The sequence below is a fragment of the Xanthomonas sp. PPL134 genome (genome assembly GCF_040595915.1).
In the GTDB taxonomy this organism is placed as follows: Bacteria; Pseudomonadota; Gammaproteobacteria; order Xanthomonadales; family Xanthomonadaceae; genus Xanthomonas_A; species Xanthomonas_A indica.
In genome coordinates this window covers 1-17,794 of sequence record NZ_JAMDLL010000011.1, presented here as the reverse complement: position 1 = coordinate 17,794, position 17,794 = coordinate 1, and the positions used below count along the sequence as shown (strand labels likewise).

At 70.3% G+C, this 17,794-nt stretch carries 12 protein-coding genes; 8 read left to right on the top strand and 4 right to left on the bottom strand.

Annotated elements, in window-relative coordinates:
* Positions 1-252 precede the first annotated feature (252 nt).
* Entirely contained in the window at positions 253-2,211 is a 1,959-nt protein-coding gene (locus tag M3U25_RS16775) for a beta-N-acetylglucosaminidase domain-containing protein (protein WP_355502743.1), read from the top strand.
* Positions 2,212-2,367: 156 nt separating this feature from the next.
* Positions 2,368-3,768: an FAD/NAD(P)-binding protein gene (locus M3U25_RS16770; protein WP_355502746.1), complete on the top strand. Its 1,401-nt coding sequence runs from the start codon at positions 2,368-2,370 to the stop codon at positions 3,766-3,768.
* Between the two features lie 122 nt (positions 3,769-3,890).
* Here the strand turns inward: M3U25_RS16770 and M3U25_RS16765 are convergent, their stop codons facing one another.
* The 4 genes from M3U25_RS16765 to M3U25_RS16750 form a co-directional block, all read right to left on the bottom strand.
* Complete coding sequence (locus tag M3U25_RS16765; RefSeq protein WP_355502748.1) at positions 3,891-4,481, bottom strand: TlpA disulfide reductase family protein; 591 nt, start codon at positions 4,479-4,481, stop codon at positions 3,891-3,893.
* Positions 4,478-6,763 carry a protein-disulfide reductase DsbD gene (locus tag M3U25_RS16760; protein WP_355502751.1) on the bottom strand — a complete coding sequence of 762 codons (2,286 nt, stop codon included), beginning with the start codon at positions 6,761-6,763 and terminating at the stop codon, positions 4,478-4,480. Before M3U25_RS16760 ends, M3U25_RS16765 begins: the two co-directional genes overlap by 4 nt.
* Positions 6,764-6,767: 4 nt before the next feature.
* Positions 6,768-7,100: a divalent-cation tolerance protein CutA gene (gene cutA / locus M3U25_RS16755; protein ID WP_355502754.1), complete on the bottom strand. Its 333-nt coding sequence runs from the start codon at positions 7,098-7,100 to the stop codon at positions 6,768-6,770.
* Between the two features lie 157 nt (positions 7,101-7,257).
* Positions 7,258-9,027: an endonuclease gene (locus tag M3U25_RS16750; RefSeq protein WP_355502758.1), complete on the bottom strand. Its 1,770-nt coding sequence runs from the start codon at positions 9,025-9,027 to the stop codon at positions 7,258-7,260.
* Between the two features lie 280 nt (positions 9,028-9,307).
* Here M3U25_RS16750 and M3U25_RS16745 point away from each other — a divergent pair, with 280 nt between their 5' ends.
* The 6 genes from M3U25_RS16745 to M3U25_RS16720 all read left to right on the top strand — a co-directional run bounded on the left by M3U25_RS16745 (position 9,308) and on the right by M3U25_RS16720 (position 17,423).
* Positions 9,308-9,595 (top strand): co-chaperone GroES, encoded by a 288-nt coding sequence (locus M3U25_RS16745; RefSeq protein ID WP_010340979.1) that lies wholly within the window; start codon positions 9,308-9,310, stop codon positions 9,593-9,595.
* A 147-nt stretch (positions 9,596-9,742) separates the two neighbouring features.
* On the top strand, positions 9,743-11,389 hold the full coding sequence (groL, locus tag M3U25_RS16740; RefSeq protein ID WP_010340980.1) for a chaperonin GroEL: 1,647 nt from the start codon (positions 9,743-9,745) through the stop codon (positions 11,387-11,389).
* Between the two features lie 897 nt (positions 11,390-12,286).
* A complete protein-coding gene (locus M3U25_RS16735) occupies positions 12,287-15,196 on the top strand; it encodes a TonB-dependent receptor (protein ID WP_355502767.1) in 2,910 nt (969 codons plus the stop codon).
* Between the two features lie 337 nt (positions 15,197-15,533).
* Entirely contained in the window at positions 15,534-16,607 is a 1,074-nt protein-coding gene (locus tag M3U25_RS16730; protein ID WP_017911936.1) for a 3-deoxy-7-phosphoheptulonate synthase, read from the top strand.
* A 276-nt stretch (positions 16,608-16,883) separates the two neighbouring features.
* Positions 16,884-17,039 (top strand): hypothetical protein, encoded by a 156-nt coding sequence (locus tag M3U25_RS16725; RefSeq protein ID WP_355502769.1) that lies wholly within the window; start codon positions 16,884-16,886, stop codon positions 17,037-17,039.
* Between the two features lie 84 nt (positions 17,040-17,123).
* On the top strand, positions 17,124-17,423 hold the full coding sequence (locus M3U25_RS16720; RefSeq protein WP_242160240.1) for a GIY-YIG nuclease family protein: 300 nt from the start codon (positions 17,124-17,126) through the stop codon (positions 17,421-17,423).
* Positions 17,424-17,794 lie beyond the last annotated feature (371 nt).

Sequence of the window (17,794 nt, the reverse complement as noted above, 5' to 3'; positions counted from 1 at the left end):
GCGTTTTAAACAATCGTTTGATTTTTCCGCCAGGCCGCAGCGGGCGTGCGGGGGCATGTGCCCGGCCTCGACGGCGTGGGACCGCGCGCTGCGCCGCGGCCTGCGGTTATGTCGCATCTTGCGCCGGACCATGCAAGTGTCGCCGCAGCATGGGGCAGGGACATGGCGGCACCGAGGCCATGCCCGGCCACGCCCGGAGAGGTGGTATATACCATTTCAAAATCACTGAAATACCAGTCAAGGGGTGGACGCATGCGAACCGACCGAATTGGCCGTGGCGGCCTTGGCCGCTCCATCCTGGCGCTGGCGCTGCTGGCCGGCGCGATCGCCACGCCCGCGCTGGCGGCGGCGCCGGCGACGCTGCCGGCGGTGTACCCGGCACCCACCGCGCTGCGTCTGCTCGGGCCGGAACTGCCGCTGGGGCCGTCGGTGGTGCTGGTGCAGGCCGGCACGCCCGATCCGGCCACCGACGCGCTGTTGCGTGCGGTGCTGCGCGAGGCCGGGGTCTCCCGCATCCGCCGCGCCAGCGCGCTGCCGCGCGACCCGCACGCGGTGGCGGTGGTGCTCGGCACGGTCGACGCGGCACCGGTGCGCGATGCGCTGGCCGTCGTCGACCTGGACGTGCCGGAGCGCGCGGAGGGCTATGCGCTGGGCAGCGTGGCCCGCGGCCGCGGCGCGCTGATCGTGCTGGCCGGCCGCGACGGCGACGGCCTGTACCACGCGGCGCAGACCTTCCGGCAACTGGTCGCACACGGGCGCATCGCCTCGGTGGCGGTGACCGACGCGCCGGCGATGCCGGTGCGCGGCACGATCGAGGGTTTCTACGGCAAGCCCTGGAGCATGGCCGAGCGTGCCGCGCACCTGGCGTTCCTGGCGCGCTTCAAGGCCAACACCTACATCTACAGCCCCAAGGACGACGCCTTCGCGCGCGACCGCTGGCGCGCGCCATACCCGGCGGCGACGCTGGCGGCGCTGGGCACGCTGGCCGCGGTCGCCAACCGCGAGCACATCAACTTCGTCTACGCGCTCTCGCCGGGGCCGTCGATCTGCTACAGCGACGCGGCCGACCTGCAGGCGATCCGGCGCAAGTTCGCCGCGCTGCGCGCGCGTGGCGTGCGCAGCTTCTACATCGCCTTCGACGACATCGAATACACCAAGTGGAACTGCCCCGGCGACGCCGCCGCGTTCGGCCCCGCCGGCGAACAGGCCGCGGCCACCGCGCAGGCGCAGTTGCTCAACGCGGTGCAGGCGGACATCGCCGCGGCCGGCCACGGCGCGCTGATCATGGTGCCGACCGAGTACTTCAACGTCACCGAGTCCCCATACAAGGCAACGCTGCGGCAGGCGCTGGATCCGCGCGTGGTGGTGCAGTGGACCGGCACCGACGTGGTCCCGGCGTCGATCTCGGTCAGCGATGCGAAGAACGCGACCAAGGCGTTCGGACGCAAGACGCTGCTGTGGGACAACTACCCGGTCAACGATTTCGCCGAGACCGCCGGGCGGCTGCTGCTGGCGCCGTACGATCGCCGCCAGGCCGGGCTGTCGGCGGAATTGAGCGGCATCGTGGCCAACCCGATGAACCAGGAAGTGGCCAGCCGACCGGCGGTAGCCGGGCTGCTCGCCTTCGCCTGGAACGACCGCGGCTACGACGCGCCGCGGACCTGGCGCGCGGCCGCGCGCGACCTGGCCGGCGGCGATGCGCAGGTGGCCGACGCACTGCTCACCTTCTTCGACACCCAGCACCTGGCGCCGACCTTCGGCCATCTGCCCTGGCAGCCGCAGGCGCCGCGACTCAAGGCGCTGATCGACGCCGCCCGCGACGCGCTGGCCGACGGCGATCCGACCGCCCGCACCGCGGCGCTGGCCGCGCTGGGCCGCGCCGCCGACGACCTGGCGGCGGCACCGCAGCGCATCCGCGCCGGCACCGCGACCGGCGCGTTCGTGGCCGAGGCGGCGCCGTGGCTGGACGCGACCGCGCTATGGGGCCGCGCGCTGCGCCTGAGCGTGGACGGACTGAACCAGGCGCTGGCCGGCGATCCGGCAGCCGGGCAGGCCTTCGCCACGGCGAGGCAGCTCGCCGCGCAGGCGGCGGCGATTCCCTCCATTCCCGGCGCGACCCGCTTCGGCGGCCCGGTCAAGGTCGCCGACGGCGTGCTGGATACCTTCATCGCCGATGCGCCCGGCCTGGTGGAACGCCCGCCAGCGCGCTAGTGGGCGGGCGCTCGGCGCTGCAGACCTGCTCATGGGCATCGCCCATGTGCTGATGCCCGATCGCCATGCCGCGCAGCGCACGCATTAACCGGCGATTTACACCCGCGCGCCGCATCCGGGGCACAAAGGATGCCCCGAGCGGCCAAGGTGCGTGCCATGCGAATTGCGATCATCGGCGCAGGATTCTGCGGCAACGTGCTGGCCGCGGCGCTGGCCCGGCAGGGGACCGCCAGCCGTCTCACCCTGGTCGGCATGGCCGACACCTTCGGCCGCGGCGTCGCCTATGGCGCGGCGCGGCCGGAGCATTTGTTGAACGTGCGCGCCAAGGACCTGGGCGTGGATCCGCAGGATCCGGGCGGGTTCGCCGCGGCGCTGCAGCTGGATGCCGCGCAGGGCGTGGCCTTCCTGCCGCGGCTGCAGTACGGCCAGTACCTGGAGCAGCACCTGGCGGCCGCCCTGGCGGAGTCGGCCACCGAGGTGGTGCCGCTGGCGCAGGAGGCGGTGGCATTGGAGCGCGATCCGCAGGGCTTCCGCGTGTTCCTGGCCAATGGCGAGGATTTCGTCAGCGACGTGGTGGTGCTGGCGATCGGCGCGTTGCCGCCGGCGGCATTGCCGGGCGTCGGCCCGCGCCTGGCGGTGCACCGGCGCTACATCGGCTGGCCGTGGCAGGACGGCGTGCTCGACACGGTGCCGCCGCAGGCGCGGCTGCTGCTGGTCGGCACCGGCCTGACCATGGCCGACGTGGCCCTGACCCTGCGCCGGCGCGGCCATCGCGGCGCGATCACCGCCTTGTCGCGGCGCGGGCTGGCGCCGCAGGCGCACCTGCCGCAGCCGGGCGCGCCGGTGAGCCTGCCGCCCAGCGTGGTGCAGGCGCTGCGGGGCCATGACCTGCGTGGCCTGGTGCGCAGCCTGCGCCAGCTGACCACGGTGGTGGAGGACTGGCGCTGCGTGGTGGATGCGCTGCGTCCGCACCTGCAGCCGTTCTGGAGCGGCCTGGCGCCGGCGGCGCGCGCCCGTTTCCTGCGCCACCTGCGGCCGTACTGGGAGGTGGCGCGGCACCGCCTGGCGCCGGCTGCGGCCACCGCGCTGGCGCAGATGCAGCAGCAGGGGCAGTTGCGGATCCGCGCCGGGCGCCTGCTGCGTGCGCGCCTGGGCGAGGACGCCGTGGAAGCGGTGATCCGCGACCGCGCCGACCGCGGCGCGCGCACCGAGCAGTTCGACGTGCTGATCCGCGCCACCGGGCTGGATACCGACGTCGCCCGCACCAGCCATCCGCTGGTCGCGGCGCTGCGCGAGGCCGGCCTGCTGCAGGCCGATCCGCTGGGCCTGGGGGTGGTGGTCGATCCGCGGCTGCGAGTGCGCGACGCCGGCGGCCAGCCGGTCGCCGGCCTGTATTGCCTGGGACCGCTGTTGCGCGGCGGGCTATGGGAGATCACCGCGGTGCCGGAACTGCGCGCCGCCGCGCAGCGCCTGGCCGAGGAGCTGGCGACGCTGGCGCAGGCGCGAACCGCCGATGGTGATGCCAGTGGCGATGCACCGCAGCGGCTGGCGTTCTAGTGCCGGATCCCGCGCGTTCCTAGCTGTCCGTAGGAGCGGCTTCAGCCGCGACTGGGCTTTACCGGTAATGCCTGGTCGCGGCTGAAGCCGCTCCTACGCGAGCGCGTCCAGCGCTCTGCCGGCTAGCGTGGCGGCTGGGCGCCACCGCCCACCCAGCCCTCGATTTCGCCCGGCGCGAACGGGCCGAGCTTCTGCCTGACGATGCGGCCGTCGGCGTCGATCAGCACGCTGTACGGCAGCAGGCCCTGGGTGTCGCCCAGGCGCACGCTGGCGTCGGCCGGGCCGGGGGTCTCAAGCGCGATCGGATAGCCGATCGGCACCCGCTGCAGGAAGGCGCGCACGTCCTCGGCGCGGTCCAGGGCGATGCCCAGCACCTGCAGGCCGTCGGCTGGCTGTGCGCGCGCCAGCCGGTCCAGCTCCGGCATCTCGCGCACGCAGGGCTCGCACCAGCTCGCCCACACGTTGACCAGCAGCGGCCGGCTGCGGAACTGCGCCAGGGTCAGGTGGCCGCCATCGAGCGTGGGCAGGCGCAGCGCCGGGGCGGGATCGCCCGGGCGCGCCGCGGCGACCGGCGGCGCCGCATGGCCGCTGGCCGTGGCGGGCGCGGCCGGGGGCATGGCCGGCGTCTGTCGTTCCCACCAGTGCGCCGCCGCCACGCCGAGCACTGCCGCCACCGCGGCGACCGCCAGCAGGCGCGCGCTGGCGGGGGTCATCGCGCCGCGCGCAGCAGGGCGTCCTCGACCACCGCCTGGCTCAGCACCGGCGGCAGCACCGTCGGCGGCGCGCCGGGGCCGTACACCACGTACAGCGGCACGCCCACCGCCTTGTGCTCGGCGAGGAAGGCGCTGATGCGCGGATCCTCGTTGGTCCAGTCGCCCTTCATGTACACCGCGTCCACCCGCTTGATGGTGTCGCGGAACGCGTCGCTGTCGAACACGTTGCGCTCGTTGGCCTTGCAGGTGACGCACCAGTCGGCGGTCATGTTGACGAACACCACGCGGTTGTCGGTGCGCAGGCGGTCGAGCATCTGCGGCGAATAGGCCACGGTGTTGCGCTCGACGCTGGCGCTGGGCGGCGGCAGCCGGGTCACGCCCCAGGCCGGCAGCAGCGCCAGCAGCAGCAACACGCTGGCCATGCGGGTGCCCAGCGCATGCCCGCGCCAGCGCGCGCGCTCGAACCACCACAGGCCCAGCGCCAGCAGGGTGGCGCCGATCAGCAGCAGCGCCACCGCGTCCACGCCGCGCTGCTTGCCCAGTACCCACAGCAGCCAGATCGCGCTCAGGTACATCGGGAACGCCAGCACCTGCTTGAGCGTCTCCATCCAGGCGCCCGGCTTGGGCAGGCGCTTGGCCAGCGACGGCACGAAGCCGATCAGCAGGAACGGCAGCGCCAGGCCCAGGCCCAGGGTCAGGAACACCAGCATCGCCATCGCCGGCGGCGCGGTCAGCGCATAGCCCAGCGCCGGGCCCATGAACGGGCCGATGCAGGCGCTGGACACCACGCAGGCCAGCACGCCGGTGAAGAAGTCGCCGACCGGGCCGCTGCGCGTGGACAGCGACTGGCCGACGCCACCGAGGTTGGCGCTGAGGGTGAACACGCCCGACAGGCTCAGCCCGACCACGAACATCAGGTACACCAGCACCGCGACGAAGCCCGGGCGCTGCAGCTGGAAGCCCCACAGCAGGCGCGCGGCCACGGCGATGCCGCCGACCACGGCGAAGGAGGCGAGCACACCCAGCGTGTACCACAGCGCATGGCTGCGGGCGCGGCCGCGGCTCTCGCCGCTCTGCGCCAGGCCCAGCACCTTAAGCGACAGGATCGGCAGCACGCACGGCAGCAGGTTCAGCAGCAGGCCGCCGCCGAGCGCCAGCAGCAGGATCCACAGCAGGTTCTGCGTGGCCGGCGGCGGTGCGGCGCTGCGCGCGGCGTTGTGCGCCGAGGCGTCCGGCGTCGCCGGCAGGGCGTCGGCGGCGGCCGCGTCGTTGGCGTCGGCCTGGCGGCTGTCCAGCGGGGTCACCAGCAGCGGGCTGACCTCGGCCTGGTCGGCCGGGGTGATGCTGCCCTTGGGCAGCGCCAGCTTCACCCGCCGGGTCATCGGCGGGTAGCAGATGCCGTCGGTCTGGCAGCCCTGGAAGGTCGCCACCAGGGTCGCTTCGGTGGCGTCGGCGCGCTGGCGCTGCAGCGGCACGGTGACCTCGGTCTGGTCGAAGTACACCACCACCTTGCCGAAGTGCTCGTCCTGGTGCGAGCTGCCCTTGGGCCAGCGCGGCATGCCGGTGCGGATGCCGGGCGCGCCTTCCAGCGCCAGCGCGGTGCGGTCGCGGTACAGGTAGTAGCCGGGCGCCGGGGTGAAGCGCAGCAGCAGGGTATTGCCGTCGCCGACGATGGCTTCGAAGTGGAAGGCCTGGTCCGAGGGCAGGGGCAGGCCCTGCACCGCGCCGGCGCCGGCGCCGAACAGCGGCTTGGCGCCAGTGCTCGCGCCCAGGCCACTGCCCGGCAGCCCGCCCAGCGCGGCCGGCGTCGGCGTGGGATCGGCAGCGGCAGCGGCCGTGGCGGTGGCGGCCGGCAGGGTCACCTCGAGCAGGCGCTTCTGCGGCGGGTAGCACACGCCGGCATCGGCGCAGCCCTGGTAGCGCACCTCGACCTGTACGCGGTCGGTGCCGGGGTCGGCGATGCCGCTCTGCACCGCGTTCAGCGCGTCGCGGTAGGTCTCCACCTCGCCGAAGTACGGGTCGGTCTTCTTGTGGCCGGCCGGCAGCTGCAGGGTCGGGTTGGGCTTGAAGCCGCCGATCACCTTGACCGCGATGCGGTGCCGGTACAGGTAATAGCCCTTGGCGATGTCCCAGTGCAGTGCGATGCGGCCGCGTTCGGGCGCCTGCGCGCTGAGCGCGAAGGCCTGGTCCACCGGCAGCAAGTCCTTTTCGCTGATCGCCAGGGCGGGGAAGGCGGCCACGGCCAGCAGGCACAGGGCGGCGAGGCGGTGCAGCAGGGTCATCGGCTTACGGTTCCTCACGGGTTTCGGCATGCACCCACTGCAGGTAGGCCGGCAGGCCGCCGGCGACCTCGAGTTCGACCAGTTCGGGGACCTCGTAGGGGTGCAACGCGCACAGCCGCTGCCGCAGGGCAGGCAGGCGGTCGGCGGCGGTCTTGATCAGCAGCAGCACTTCCTCGCCCTGTTCCACCGCGCCTTGCCAGCGGTAGGTGGACTGCACGCCGGGCAGGCGGCTGACGCAGGCGGCCAGGCGTTCGTCGACCAGCGCCTGGGCGACCCGCGCGGCGCTGGCCGCATCGGGGCAGGTGCTGAGCAGCAAGCGGAGGGCGGGCGCGGACATGCGGCCGACAGTATAGGGATGCCGGCCCCGCTTTGGCGGCGCCCGTGGGGAAAGCCGGCGCCGCTCTGAATCCCCAATCCCGAATCCCGGGCTTTTCAGCAGCCGAATGGCTGATCATCCCCGCCCGCTGCAAATGCAGCGGGCGAGGCATCACGCCTCAGTTGACCAACTGGCAACTGGCGGGCTTGGCGGAAGTGAACAGCGACGAGGTCGCCCACTCGGGGTGGTCGATGAACGGGTTGCGGTTGCCCTGGAAGCTGTAGATCACCTCGTTGCGGGCGCGCTCGGCGTCGTCCGGCGGGTCCTGCTGGCTCCACGCGATCAGGGTCGACAGCAGGCCCATGTAGGCCGGCGAGGACGAGGTCTTGACGATCTTGCTGCGGTCGTCGGTCAGCTCCAGGTCCGGCTCGGACTGCCCGGTCTTGGCGTCGACCCCGCCTTCATAGCGGATCGCCATGTACATCACCGCACGCGCCATGTCGCCCTTGCGGTGGTCCCACACCTCGAAGGTGCCGCTGTTGCCGTCCGGGGTGCGCACCCAGTTGGAATTGCCCGGGTAGCGGCCGCTGCCGCCGCCGAAGCCGGCGTTGGCCTCGGTGGCACGCTCGCCGCAGTTGCTGTCGCACTTGGCGTAGGGCTTGTTGCCGCGGTCGGCGTTCCAGGTGGCATCGGTCAGGTACAGCATATGGGTGTCGGTGTACGGCGCGTAGGGCAGGCCCTTGTCGCCGGTGGAGGTGCCGAAGCCCAGCGAGTTCGGCCAGCTGTGCTCGCGGTTGTACTTCAGGCCGCTGCCGCTGCCGGCACGGTCGGTGCCCTTGGCGTAGCTGCGGTTGCGGTAGGCGTCGAGGACGCGCTGGCTGTTGTTCGGATCCTCGTCGGCGATCTCCAGGATGGCCCAGGTATCGGTGCCGGAGCTGCTGCTGTACGGGTAGACGGTGTGGCCCTTGATCGTCTCGTGCAGCGAGCAGCGCAGCTGGCTGGGGCTGGAGGTGTTGACGTGCGAATAGTAGGTGCCGGCGCCGCTGCCGCCGGAACCGTTGGCGACGTTGAAGGCGACGCTGCGGTCCTGCGCCGGATGCGCGCCGTCGGCATCGCTCACGCGTGCGGCGACGATGCTCAGGGTGCAGCTCTCGCCGGCCTTCAGTGCAGTGTTGGTGGACAGGGCGAACTGGGTGCCGCTGCTGGGGTAGGTCAGCGCCACGCTGCCGGACTGCTGGCAACTCAGGCCGAACGCGCCGCTGGCCAGGCTCACCGCCTCGCTGAAGGTCACCGCCAGGTCGCCGGCGGCGGGGAAGTCGGTGGCGCCCTGGGTCGGGGTGGTGGCGGTCACGGTCGGCGCGGCATTGCTGCTGCCGCCGGCGAAGGTCTGGCCGTTGTTGCAGGCGCCGAAGGTGCTGGTGGCGCTCTCGCTCCAGCTGAAATCGGCCGCGGCGCTGCCGTTGCCGCGCAGCTGCAGCGAGGTGCCGGCCGGGGTGCTGTTGCTCTCGCTGACCGGCAGGTTCTGGCTGGTCATGCCCGCGGCGGGGCCGCCGCCGCCGGTGATGCTGCCCTCGTAGCTGAGGAACTGCACCACCTTGCCGTTGCCGTCGACCAGCGCCAGGCCATCGTTGGGCCCGTTCTGGATGCCGTTGCTGGCATAGCTGACCGTGGCGATGCGCACCTGCCCGCCGCAGCTGACCAGGTTGCCGGCCGGCACCGCGCTGTTGGCGTAGGCGGTGGCCGAGCTCGGGTTGCTGCCGTTGTACAGATAGACGCGGTAGCCGCTCAGGCTCTCCCCGGCGGTGGCGACGATCTCCACGCCTTCGCCGGTGTCGCCGGCGGCGGTGGCATCGTCATAATGCAATTCATTGATGAATACGGCGGCCTGGGCCGGCCCGGCAAGGGCGAGCAGGCAGGCCAGCGGCAGCGCAACGGCGGATGGCTTCATCGACAACTCCTTTTGGTGACGGATCCCCCCCTGGGTCCGGGCTCAGCCTAGCCTGCCTCTGTGACACTGTGACGGGATTCGGTCACTGCTTGGCACGCAAGGCACGTCTTCGGCAAAAATTTTTTGCCCGCAGCCCTTGAAAGCGCCGGCCACGGCACTACATCAGGCGCATCCCGGCGCTACCGGGTTTTTTCGCGAGCGTTGCTGGCAGTCGTCATGGGCGAGTGCTAACATCGCCGGCCTTTCCTAGACCAATCAATCACTTAAGAGGTCTCTCTCAATGAGCATCAAGCCGCTTCACGACCGCGTCGTAGTCAAGCCGATCGAAGCCGACGAAATCTCCGCCGGCGGCATCGTGATCCCGGATTCGGCCAAGGAAAAGTCCACCAAGGGCGAAGTCGTGGCCGTCGGCGCCGGCAAGCCGCTGGACAACGGCAGCGTGCGCGCCCCGGCGCTCAAGGTCGGCGACAAGGTCATCTACGGCCAGTACGCCGGTTCCAGCTACAAGGCCGAAGGCGTCGAGTACAAGGTGCTGCGCGAAGACGACGTGCTGGCGATCGTCGGCTAACAGCGCCGCCGATCGCGGGAATCGGGAATGGTGAATCGGGAATCGGTCAGGCGCCTTCTTCGCCCGCGATTTCCCTCTCGTCCCGACCGCCCGCTCTTGATCTGCCTATTCCCTGTTCTCCATTCCCTATTCCCGAGGTAACTCAACATGGCTGCCAAAGATATCCGTTTCGGTGAAGACGCCCGTTCGCGCATGGTGCGCGGCGTCAACATCCTCGCCAATGCCGTCAAGGCCACCCTGGGCCCGAAGGGCCGCAACGTCGTGCTCGAGAAGAGCTTCGGCGCCCCGACCATCACCAAGGACGGCGTCTCCGTCGCCAAGGAAATCGAACTGGCCGACAAGTTCGAGAACATGGGCGCGCAGATGGTGAAGGAAGTCGCCTCCAAGACCTCCGACAACGCCGGCGACGGCACCACCACCGCCACCGTGCTGGCGCAGGCGCTGATCCGCGAAGGTTCCAAGGCGGTCGCCGCCGGCATGAACCCGATGGACCTCAAGCGCGGCATCGACAAGGCCGTCGTGGCCGCCGTGGCCGAGCTGAAGAAGATCAGCAAGCCCACCGCCGACGACAAGGCCATCGCCCAGGTCGGCACCATCTCCGCCAACTCCGACGAGTCGATCGGCAACATCATCGCCGACGCGATGAAGAAGGTCGGCAAGGAAGGCGTGATCACGGTCGAGGAAGGCTCGGGCCTGGAGAACGAGCTGGACGTGGTCGAGGGCATGCAGTTCGACCGCGGCTACCTGTCGCCGTACTTCATCAACAACCAGCAGAGCCAGCAGGCCGACCTGGACGACCCGTTCGTGCTGCTGCACGACAAGAAGATCTCCAACGTGCGTGACCTGCTGCCGGTGCTGGAAGGCGTGGCCAAGGCCGGCAAGCCGCTGCTGATCGTCGCCGAGGAAGTGGAAGGCGAGGCGCTGGCGACCCTGGTGGTCAACACCATCCGTGGCATCGTCAAGGTCGTGGCGGTCAAGGCCCCGGGCTTCGGCGACCGTCGCAAGGCGATGCTGGAAGACATGGCCGTGCTGACCGGCGGCACCGTGATCTCCGAGGAAGTGGGCCTGGCGCTGGAAAAGGCGACCATCAAGGACCTGGGCCGCGCCAAGAAGGTGCAGGTCTCCAAGGAGAACACCACCATCATCGACGGCGCCGGCGACACCTCGGCGATCGAGTCGCGCATCAAGCAGATCAAGGCGCAGATCGAAGAGACCTCTTCGGACTACGACCGCGAGAAGCTGCAGGAGCGCGTGGCCAAGCTGGCCGGCGGCGTGGCGGTGATCAAGGTCGGTGCCTCGACCGAGATCGAGATGAAGGAAAAGAAGGCGCGCGTCGAAGACGCCCTGCACGCGACCCGTGCGGCGGTGGAAGAAGGCGTGGTCCCGGGCGGCGGCGTGGCGCTGGTGCGCGCGCTGAGCGCGATCGGCGAGCTGAAGGGCGCCAATGAAGATCAGACCCACGGCATCCAGATCGCGCTGCGCGCGATGGAAGCGCCGCTGCGCGAGATCGTCACCAACGCCGGCGAAGAGCCGTCCGTGATCCTCAACAAGGTCAAGGAAGGCAGCGGCAACTTCGGCTACAACGCCGCCAACGGCGAGTTCGGCGACATGGTCGAGTTCGGCATCCTGGATCCGACCAAGGTGACCCGTTCGGCGCTGCAGAACGCCGCCTCGATCGCCGGCCTGATGATCACCACCGAAGCGATGGTGGCCGAGGCCCCGAAGAAGGAAGAGCCGGCCGCGCCGGGCGGCATGGGTGGCGGCATGGGCGGCATGGGCGGCATGGATTTCTGATCCAGCCGGCTTCGGCCGACCTGTTCCACGCAATCAAAAGGAGCCCCGCAGCGATGCGGGGCTCTTTTTTTGTGCGCGCGCCGGTGGCGGCCGCACCGCGTGGCGGTCATCGCGGTGGCATGCCGATGCGCTCGCCCGCGCGTTCGCACGCCTGGGTCAACGCCGCGGCGCATCCGCTTGCCGTGACGCCGCAGAACCTGCTTGGCGAGCGTGTGTAGCGCACTTCGGCAAAGACGGGGGGAACGATGTGGTAGGAGCGGCTTCAGCCGCGACGAAGCGTTTCCGGCAATGCCCGTCGCGGCTGAAGCCGCTCCTGCGAGGGCAACGGCGTGTCTCGCCGAGCTGCGGAAAGCGGCGAAGCGCATTCTGGAAGCTGCCTGCGCCGGGCTTGTGCGATCTTCCGACCGAGGTGCGGCACAGGCGCTGCAGGCGGCAGTGCCACGACAGGCGGGATGAGAATGCAGGCGTCCCGCCATGCGCCCAAGCACCGCGAGACGCTGCGCGCCGGACCCTCACCCCAACCCCTCTCCCAACGGGAGAGGGGCACGCGATCGCGATGCGCGTGCAGCCCATCGTTGCCCAGCAGCGTCTCCGCCAGCGTTGCGGCTGGCACTGCCTGCGATCGCGATGCGGCGGGAATCGGCGCGCTGCGCGGCGAATCGCGCACAACACGCAATCGTCTACACGCGTGGTGCGGCCGCGTGTTGACAGCGTTTTCAGCGCCATGCAGGTTAGGGCGTACGGGCGTCCAGGGGGATCTGCATGCCCGCATGTTCGTCTTCTTCTGTGCGCCGCGGCCGGCGCAGGGTGGCGCGTGCCCGCGGCATGCGCGGCACGGCCATGGGCGCGGCGCAGCGAAGAGGACGCCGCAGCTCGTGTTCGCACGGCGCTGCTTCCATCCGCCGCCGGGGACATCGCATGCCACTTCGCTCATCCACCACGCTTGCGTTCGGCATCGTGCTGGCGCTGTACGGCGCCGCCGAGGCGCGCGCGCAGGACGCCGACACCGCCGCGCCCAAGGCCGCCGCTACCGACCTGGGCCAGGTCGTGGTGACCGGCTCGCGGATCAAGCGCTCGGAAGTGGAGGGCGCCGAGCCGGTGCTGACGATCAGCGCGCAGCAGATCCAGCAGGAAGGTTTCCTCACCGTCTACGACGTGCTCAGCACGCTCAACCAGCAGGGCAGCGTCGAGGCCGACACCAAGTACGGCTCGCACACGCCCAACGCCTCGCCGGTGAGCCTGCGCGACCTCGGCCCCGGGCGCACGCTGCTGCTGGTCAACGGCCATCGCGTCGCCGACTACCCGCAGCCCTACGCCGGCGAGAGCAACTTCGCCAACTACGCCAACATTCCCTCCGCCGCCGTGGAGCGCATCGAGATCCTCACCGGCGGTGCCTCGGCGATCTATGGCTCGGACGCGGTCGCCGGCGTCATCAACGTGATCCTCAAGCAGGGCTACGAAGGCAACCAGGTGCGCCTGCGCGGCGGCACCGCCACCGCCGGCGGGCGCGACGTGGTCGACCTGTCCTGGGTCGGCGGCCGCAGCGGCGACAAGTGGAACCTGACCTACGCGCTGCAGTGGACCCGGCGCGATCCGCTCTCGGTCGGCGAGCGGCCGAAGATGGACGACCAGGACGACGAGTCCTACAGCAACTGGACCGCGCAGGCGCGCAAGTACGGCTTCAATCCGTTCACCGGCCTGAGCCTGGTCGACGCCGACGACAACACGCGCCTGGCGCCGCCCAGCGGCAACTGCGCACGCTTCGGCGGCCAGTTCATCGACGCGCAGCGGCTGAGCTACGACTACAACAGCGACACCGTGCGCAACCTCGGCGGCTACTGCGGCATGGCACACGACTACGCCGACTGGCTGGCCGCCAGCGGCGGCGACAGCGGCTCGGCGTATCTGTACGGCACCTTCGACTTCGACAACGGCGTGCAGGCCTGGAGCACGCTGTCCACGACCAAGAGCCTCGGCTACTGGACCTACGACCCGCCCTACGTCTATCTCGGCCCGTTCCACGACACCGGCAGCGACCGCGACCTGTACGCGATCCGCCAGCTGACCCGCTTCGAGTCCGGCGGCTGGAAGAACCTGGCCAACACCACCAAGGAACTGTCCTGGGACCTGAGCGCCGGCCTCAAGGGCCGCCTTGCCGATCGCTTCGACTGGGAGGTGGCGGTGGGCCGCGCGCGCTACACCGTGGACGAATACGTGCGTACCGTGGATACGCAGAAGGCCACTGCCTACTTCCTCGGCCCGCAGCTGGGCAGCACCGCCGACGGCACGCCGATCTACGATCTCAACGAGGAACGTTGGTACCAGCCGCTGACCGGCGCGCAGTACAACGACCTGGCGGTGAAGGCACACAACCGCGCCGATTCCTGGGTCAACCAGGCCAGCGCCAACATCACCGGCGAACTGCTGCAGGGCTGGGCCGGGCCGATCAAGTTCGCCGCGGTCGGCGAAGTGGCCAAGCAGGGCTACCGGCTGGCGCCGGACCCGTGCGCCAACACCTGCTATCCGCTGGACGTGGTCGACTACGGCGGCGGCGAGCGCCTGCGCTACTCTGGCGGCATCGAGTTCGACGTGCCGCTGCTGTCCAAACTCAACGCCAGCCTGGCCGCGCGCCACGACCGCTACGGCGACTACCGCGCCTACGGCAGCGACCTGGGCGCGGCGATCGGCACCCAGCGCGACACCACCTGGAGCGCCGGCCTGGAATGGCGGCCGCTGAGCACGCTGCTGCTGCGCGGCAGTGTCGCCACCAGCTTCCGCGCCCCGGACATGCACTACGTGCTCGGCGAACCCAGCTCCACCCAGCAGACCGTGATCGACCAGTACCGCTGCATCCAGAAGGGCTACTACCTCACCGGCGGCTGCAGCGCCGAGAACAGCGACGTGTTCTACCTGATGCAGGTCAACCGCCGCGGCACGCCCGACCTGGAATCGGAGCATGGCCGCTCGGTCACCGCCGGCTTCGTCTGGGACATCGCCGAGGGCCTGTCGTTGACCGCGGATTACTACCGGATCCGGCTGCAGGACATGATCAAGGACCTCAACCGCGACGAGGTGCTCAGCGCCGAAGCCGGCTGCCGCACCGGCCTGACCACCGCCGGCGGCGTGTGGGTCAATCCCGGTGGCGCCGAGTACTGCGCGCGCATCCTCTCGCGCGTGACGCGCGATGCCGCCGGCCGCGTCACCGGCATCGAGCAGGGGCCGATCAACATCGCGCAGATGCACGTGTCCGGCGTCGACGCCTCGCTGAAGTACCGCCTCAACACCGCGCGCTGGGGCAACTTCAGTTTCGCCCTGGACTACAACAACCTGATCGGCTACCACGAGCAGACCTACCGCACCGACGACGACAAGAACCTGCGCGACCAGAAGATCCGCAGCAAGCTGCGCGGCAGCGTGCACTGGGAGAACGGCGGCCCGCTGGACCTGACCGTGTACGCCAAGCGCTTCGGCTCCACCCAGGCGGTGAACTGGGGCACCTGCACCCGCTTCGACGACGGCTACCAGCCCAGTCCCTCCGACGCCTGCCGCGTCACCGACAGCGGCAACCGCCACTTCGGCGAGAGCACCACCCGCTATTTCGGCCGCGTCGGCCCGGCGCTGTACTGGAACCTCACCGCCGGCTACCGCATCGCCCCGAAGATGAAGGTCAACCTGTACATCAACAACGTGCTCAACACCGTCGGCTACGACAACAAGGAGCGCTACTACGGCTACCAGTTCTACAACACCACCCTGTACGACGCGATCGGCCGCGAAGTGGCGGCGGAGTATGTGCTGGATTTCTGAGGGGCGGGGAATGGGGAGTCGGGAATAGGGAATCGAGAGCGGGCGACGGTGCTGCTTTTCCGATTCCCCACTCCCGGTTCCCCATTCCCGGCTCCACAAGTTGCTGATGCAACTGTGGCGCCGCCGCAAACCCTGTGTTATCACTACGTCCCATGAACGCTTCCTGCCGCAGCTTTTACTTTTGGTACTACGGTTTTCCGATGCCGCTGGCGGAGGAAGGATCGCGTTCACCCTGAAGGAAACTTCAGCCGCAATCCCGAAAGCCGCCAGCGAACCTGGCGGCTTTTTTCATGCCGCCGGATCTGGCCCCCACCCAGCCCCCCGACGAGACACGCACATGGCCCCCCACACCGACGATCTGCGCATCCGCAAGATCGAACCGCTGACCCCGCCCTCCCAACTGCAGGCGCTGCTGCCCTGCGACGAAGAGGCCTCGCAGACCGTCACTGCCGCGCGCGCGGCGCTGCACGAAATCCTGCACGGCCGCGACGACCGCCTGGCGGTGGTGATCGGCCCCTGCTCGATCCACGACCCGGTCGCGGCGATGGAGTACGCGCAGCGCCTGCGCCCGCTGCGCGAGACCTACGGCGACGCGCTGGAGATCGTGATGCGGGTGTACTTCGAGAAGCCGCGCACCACAGTGGGCTGGAAGGGCCTGATCAACGACCCCAACCTCGACGGCAGCTTCGACATCAACAAGGGCCTGCGCCTGGCCCGCGGCCTGCTGCGCGACATCAACCGCCTCGGCCTGCCGGCCGGCGTGGAGTTCCTCGACATCATCTCGCCGCAGTACATCGCCGACCTGGTGGCCTGGGGCGCGATCGGCGCGCGCACCACCGAGAGCCAGGTGCACCGCGAGATGGCCTCGGGCCTGTCGTGCCCGGTGGGCTTCAAGAACGGCACCAGCGGCGACGTCAAGATCGCGGTCGACGCGGTCGGCGCGGCCTCGCACCCGCACCATTTCCTGGCGGTGACCAAGGACGGGCAGACCGCAGTCGCAGCGACCGCCGGCAATCCCGACTGCCACGTGATCCTGCGCGGCGGCACCCAGCCCAACTACGACGCCGACAGCGTGGCCGCGGCGGCGCAGGTGCTGGAGAAGGCCGGCCTGCCGGCGCGGCTGATGGTCGACGCCAGCCACGCCAACAGCGGCAAGAACCCGGACAACCAACCCAAGGTGATCGAGGACATCGCCCGCCAGCTCGAGGCCGGGCAGACCCGCATCGTCGGCGCGATGGTGGAGAGCCACCTGCGCGGCGGCCGCCAGGACCTGGTGGCCGGCCAGCCGCTGGTCTACGGCCAGAGCATCACCGACGGCTGCATCGACTGGGACAGCTCGGTGCAGGTGCTGGAGCGGCTGGCGCAGGCGGTGCGCGCGCGTCGCCAGGCGCGCGTGGCGCAGGCGGCCTGAGGGCGGTGGTTGGGGGAGCGCACGCAGCCTGACCGGCTGCGTGCGTGGAGGGCGAGGAACGCCCCGAAAAGGGGCCGGACGCGCCGCCGAATGCGAAGGGAGAGAGCTTCGGTGTCGACGGCTGCGTGCCGGTGATGACGTTATCCGCCTGTCCGGTGGCGGCGGTATGCCGGTGTGTGGCAGCGCCTGGCAAGGTGTTCGCAGCGCGTTAAAGCTTGTTGTCGCCGGTTCAGCGCGACGGCGCGGAAACGGCGCGCTGGGATGTGCACGCTGCGAATGGATGGGTGGGCAGCGGCGATCGCCTGCCGGACGCACCAGGCCCTGCGCGTCGCCACGCTGTTCCAGCGCCATGCGCGGGGGATCAAGCTGACCGCCGACGGCCGGCAGCTGGCCGATGCCGCCAGCGCAGCGCTGGCCGACGTCGGGGTCTGACCACCAGGTGATGCCTTAAGTCGCATGCGCGCATGTGCGGATGCCGCTGCTGGCGAAACCGGCCACCGTGTCGATAATGCCTGCATGGCCGCCGACTCGCCCTGGTTCCTGTACCTGCTCGAATGCCGCAACGGCAGCTACTACGCGGGCATCACCCCGGACCTGCAGGCCCGCTTCCAGGCGCACCTGCGCGGCACCGGCGCCAAGTACACCCGCGCCAACCCGCCGGTGCGCCTGCTGGCCAGCCGTGCCTACCCGGACCGTGCCGCCGCCTCGCGCGCCGAGTACGCGCTCAAGCAACTGCCACGCGGCCGCAAGCTGGCGTTCCTGGCGTCGCCGGAACCCACGCCGCTGCAACCGGTAGCCGAATCCGCAGCGATGTAGGAGCGGCTTCAGCCGCGACAGGCTTGACCGGTAGCGCCTCTCGCGGCTGAAGCCGCTCCTGCAACAGCGCAGTGCAGTCGCGCAGATGTCGGGATGGCACGGGGCTGCCCTGTGGGAGGGACTTCAGTCCCGACGCGCGCTCCTGCAGTTGGTCGATGAGCCTCCATCAGAACCGCCGCCAACAGTTGTAGGAGCGCTTTCAAGCGCGACCCCGGGACAGACGCGTCGCGGCTGAAGCCGCTCCTACGACGACGCCGACATCGGTGCAGATGTCGGATGAAAAGAGGGCTGCACTGTGGGAGGGACTTCAGTCCCGACCCGCGGTCCTGCAGTTGCTCACCGAGCCTCCGGCAGAACCATCGCCAACAGTT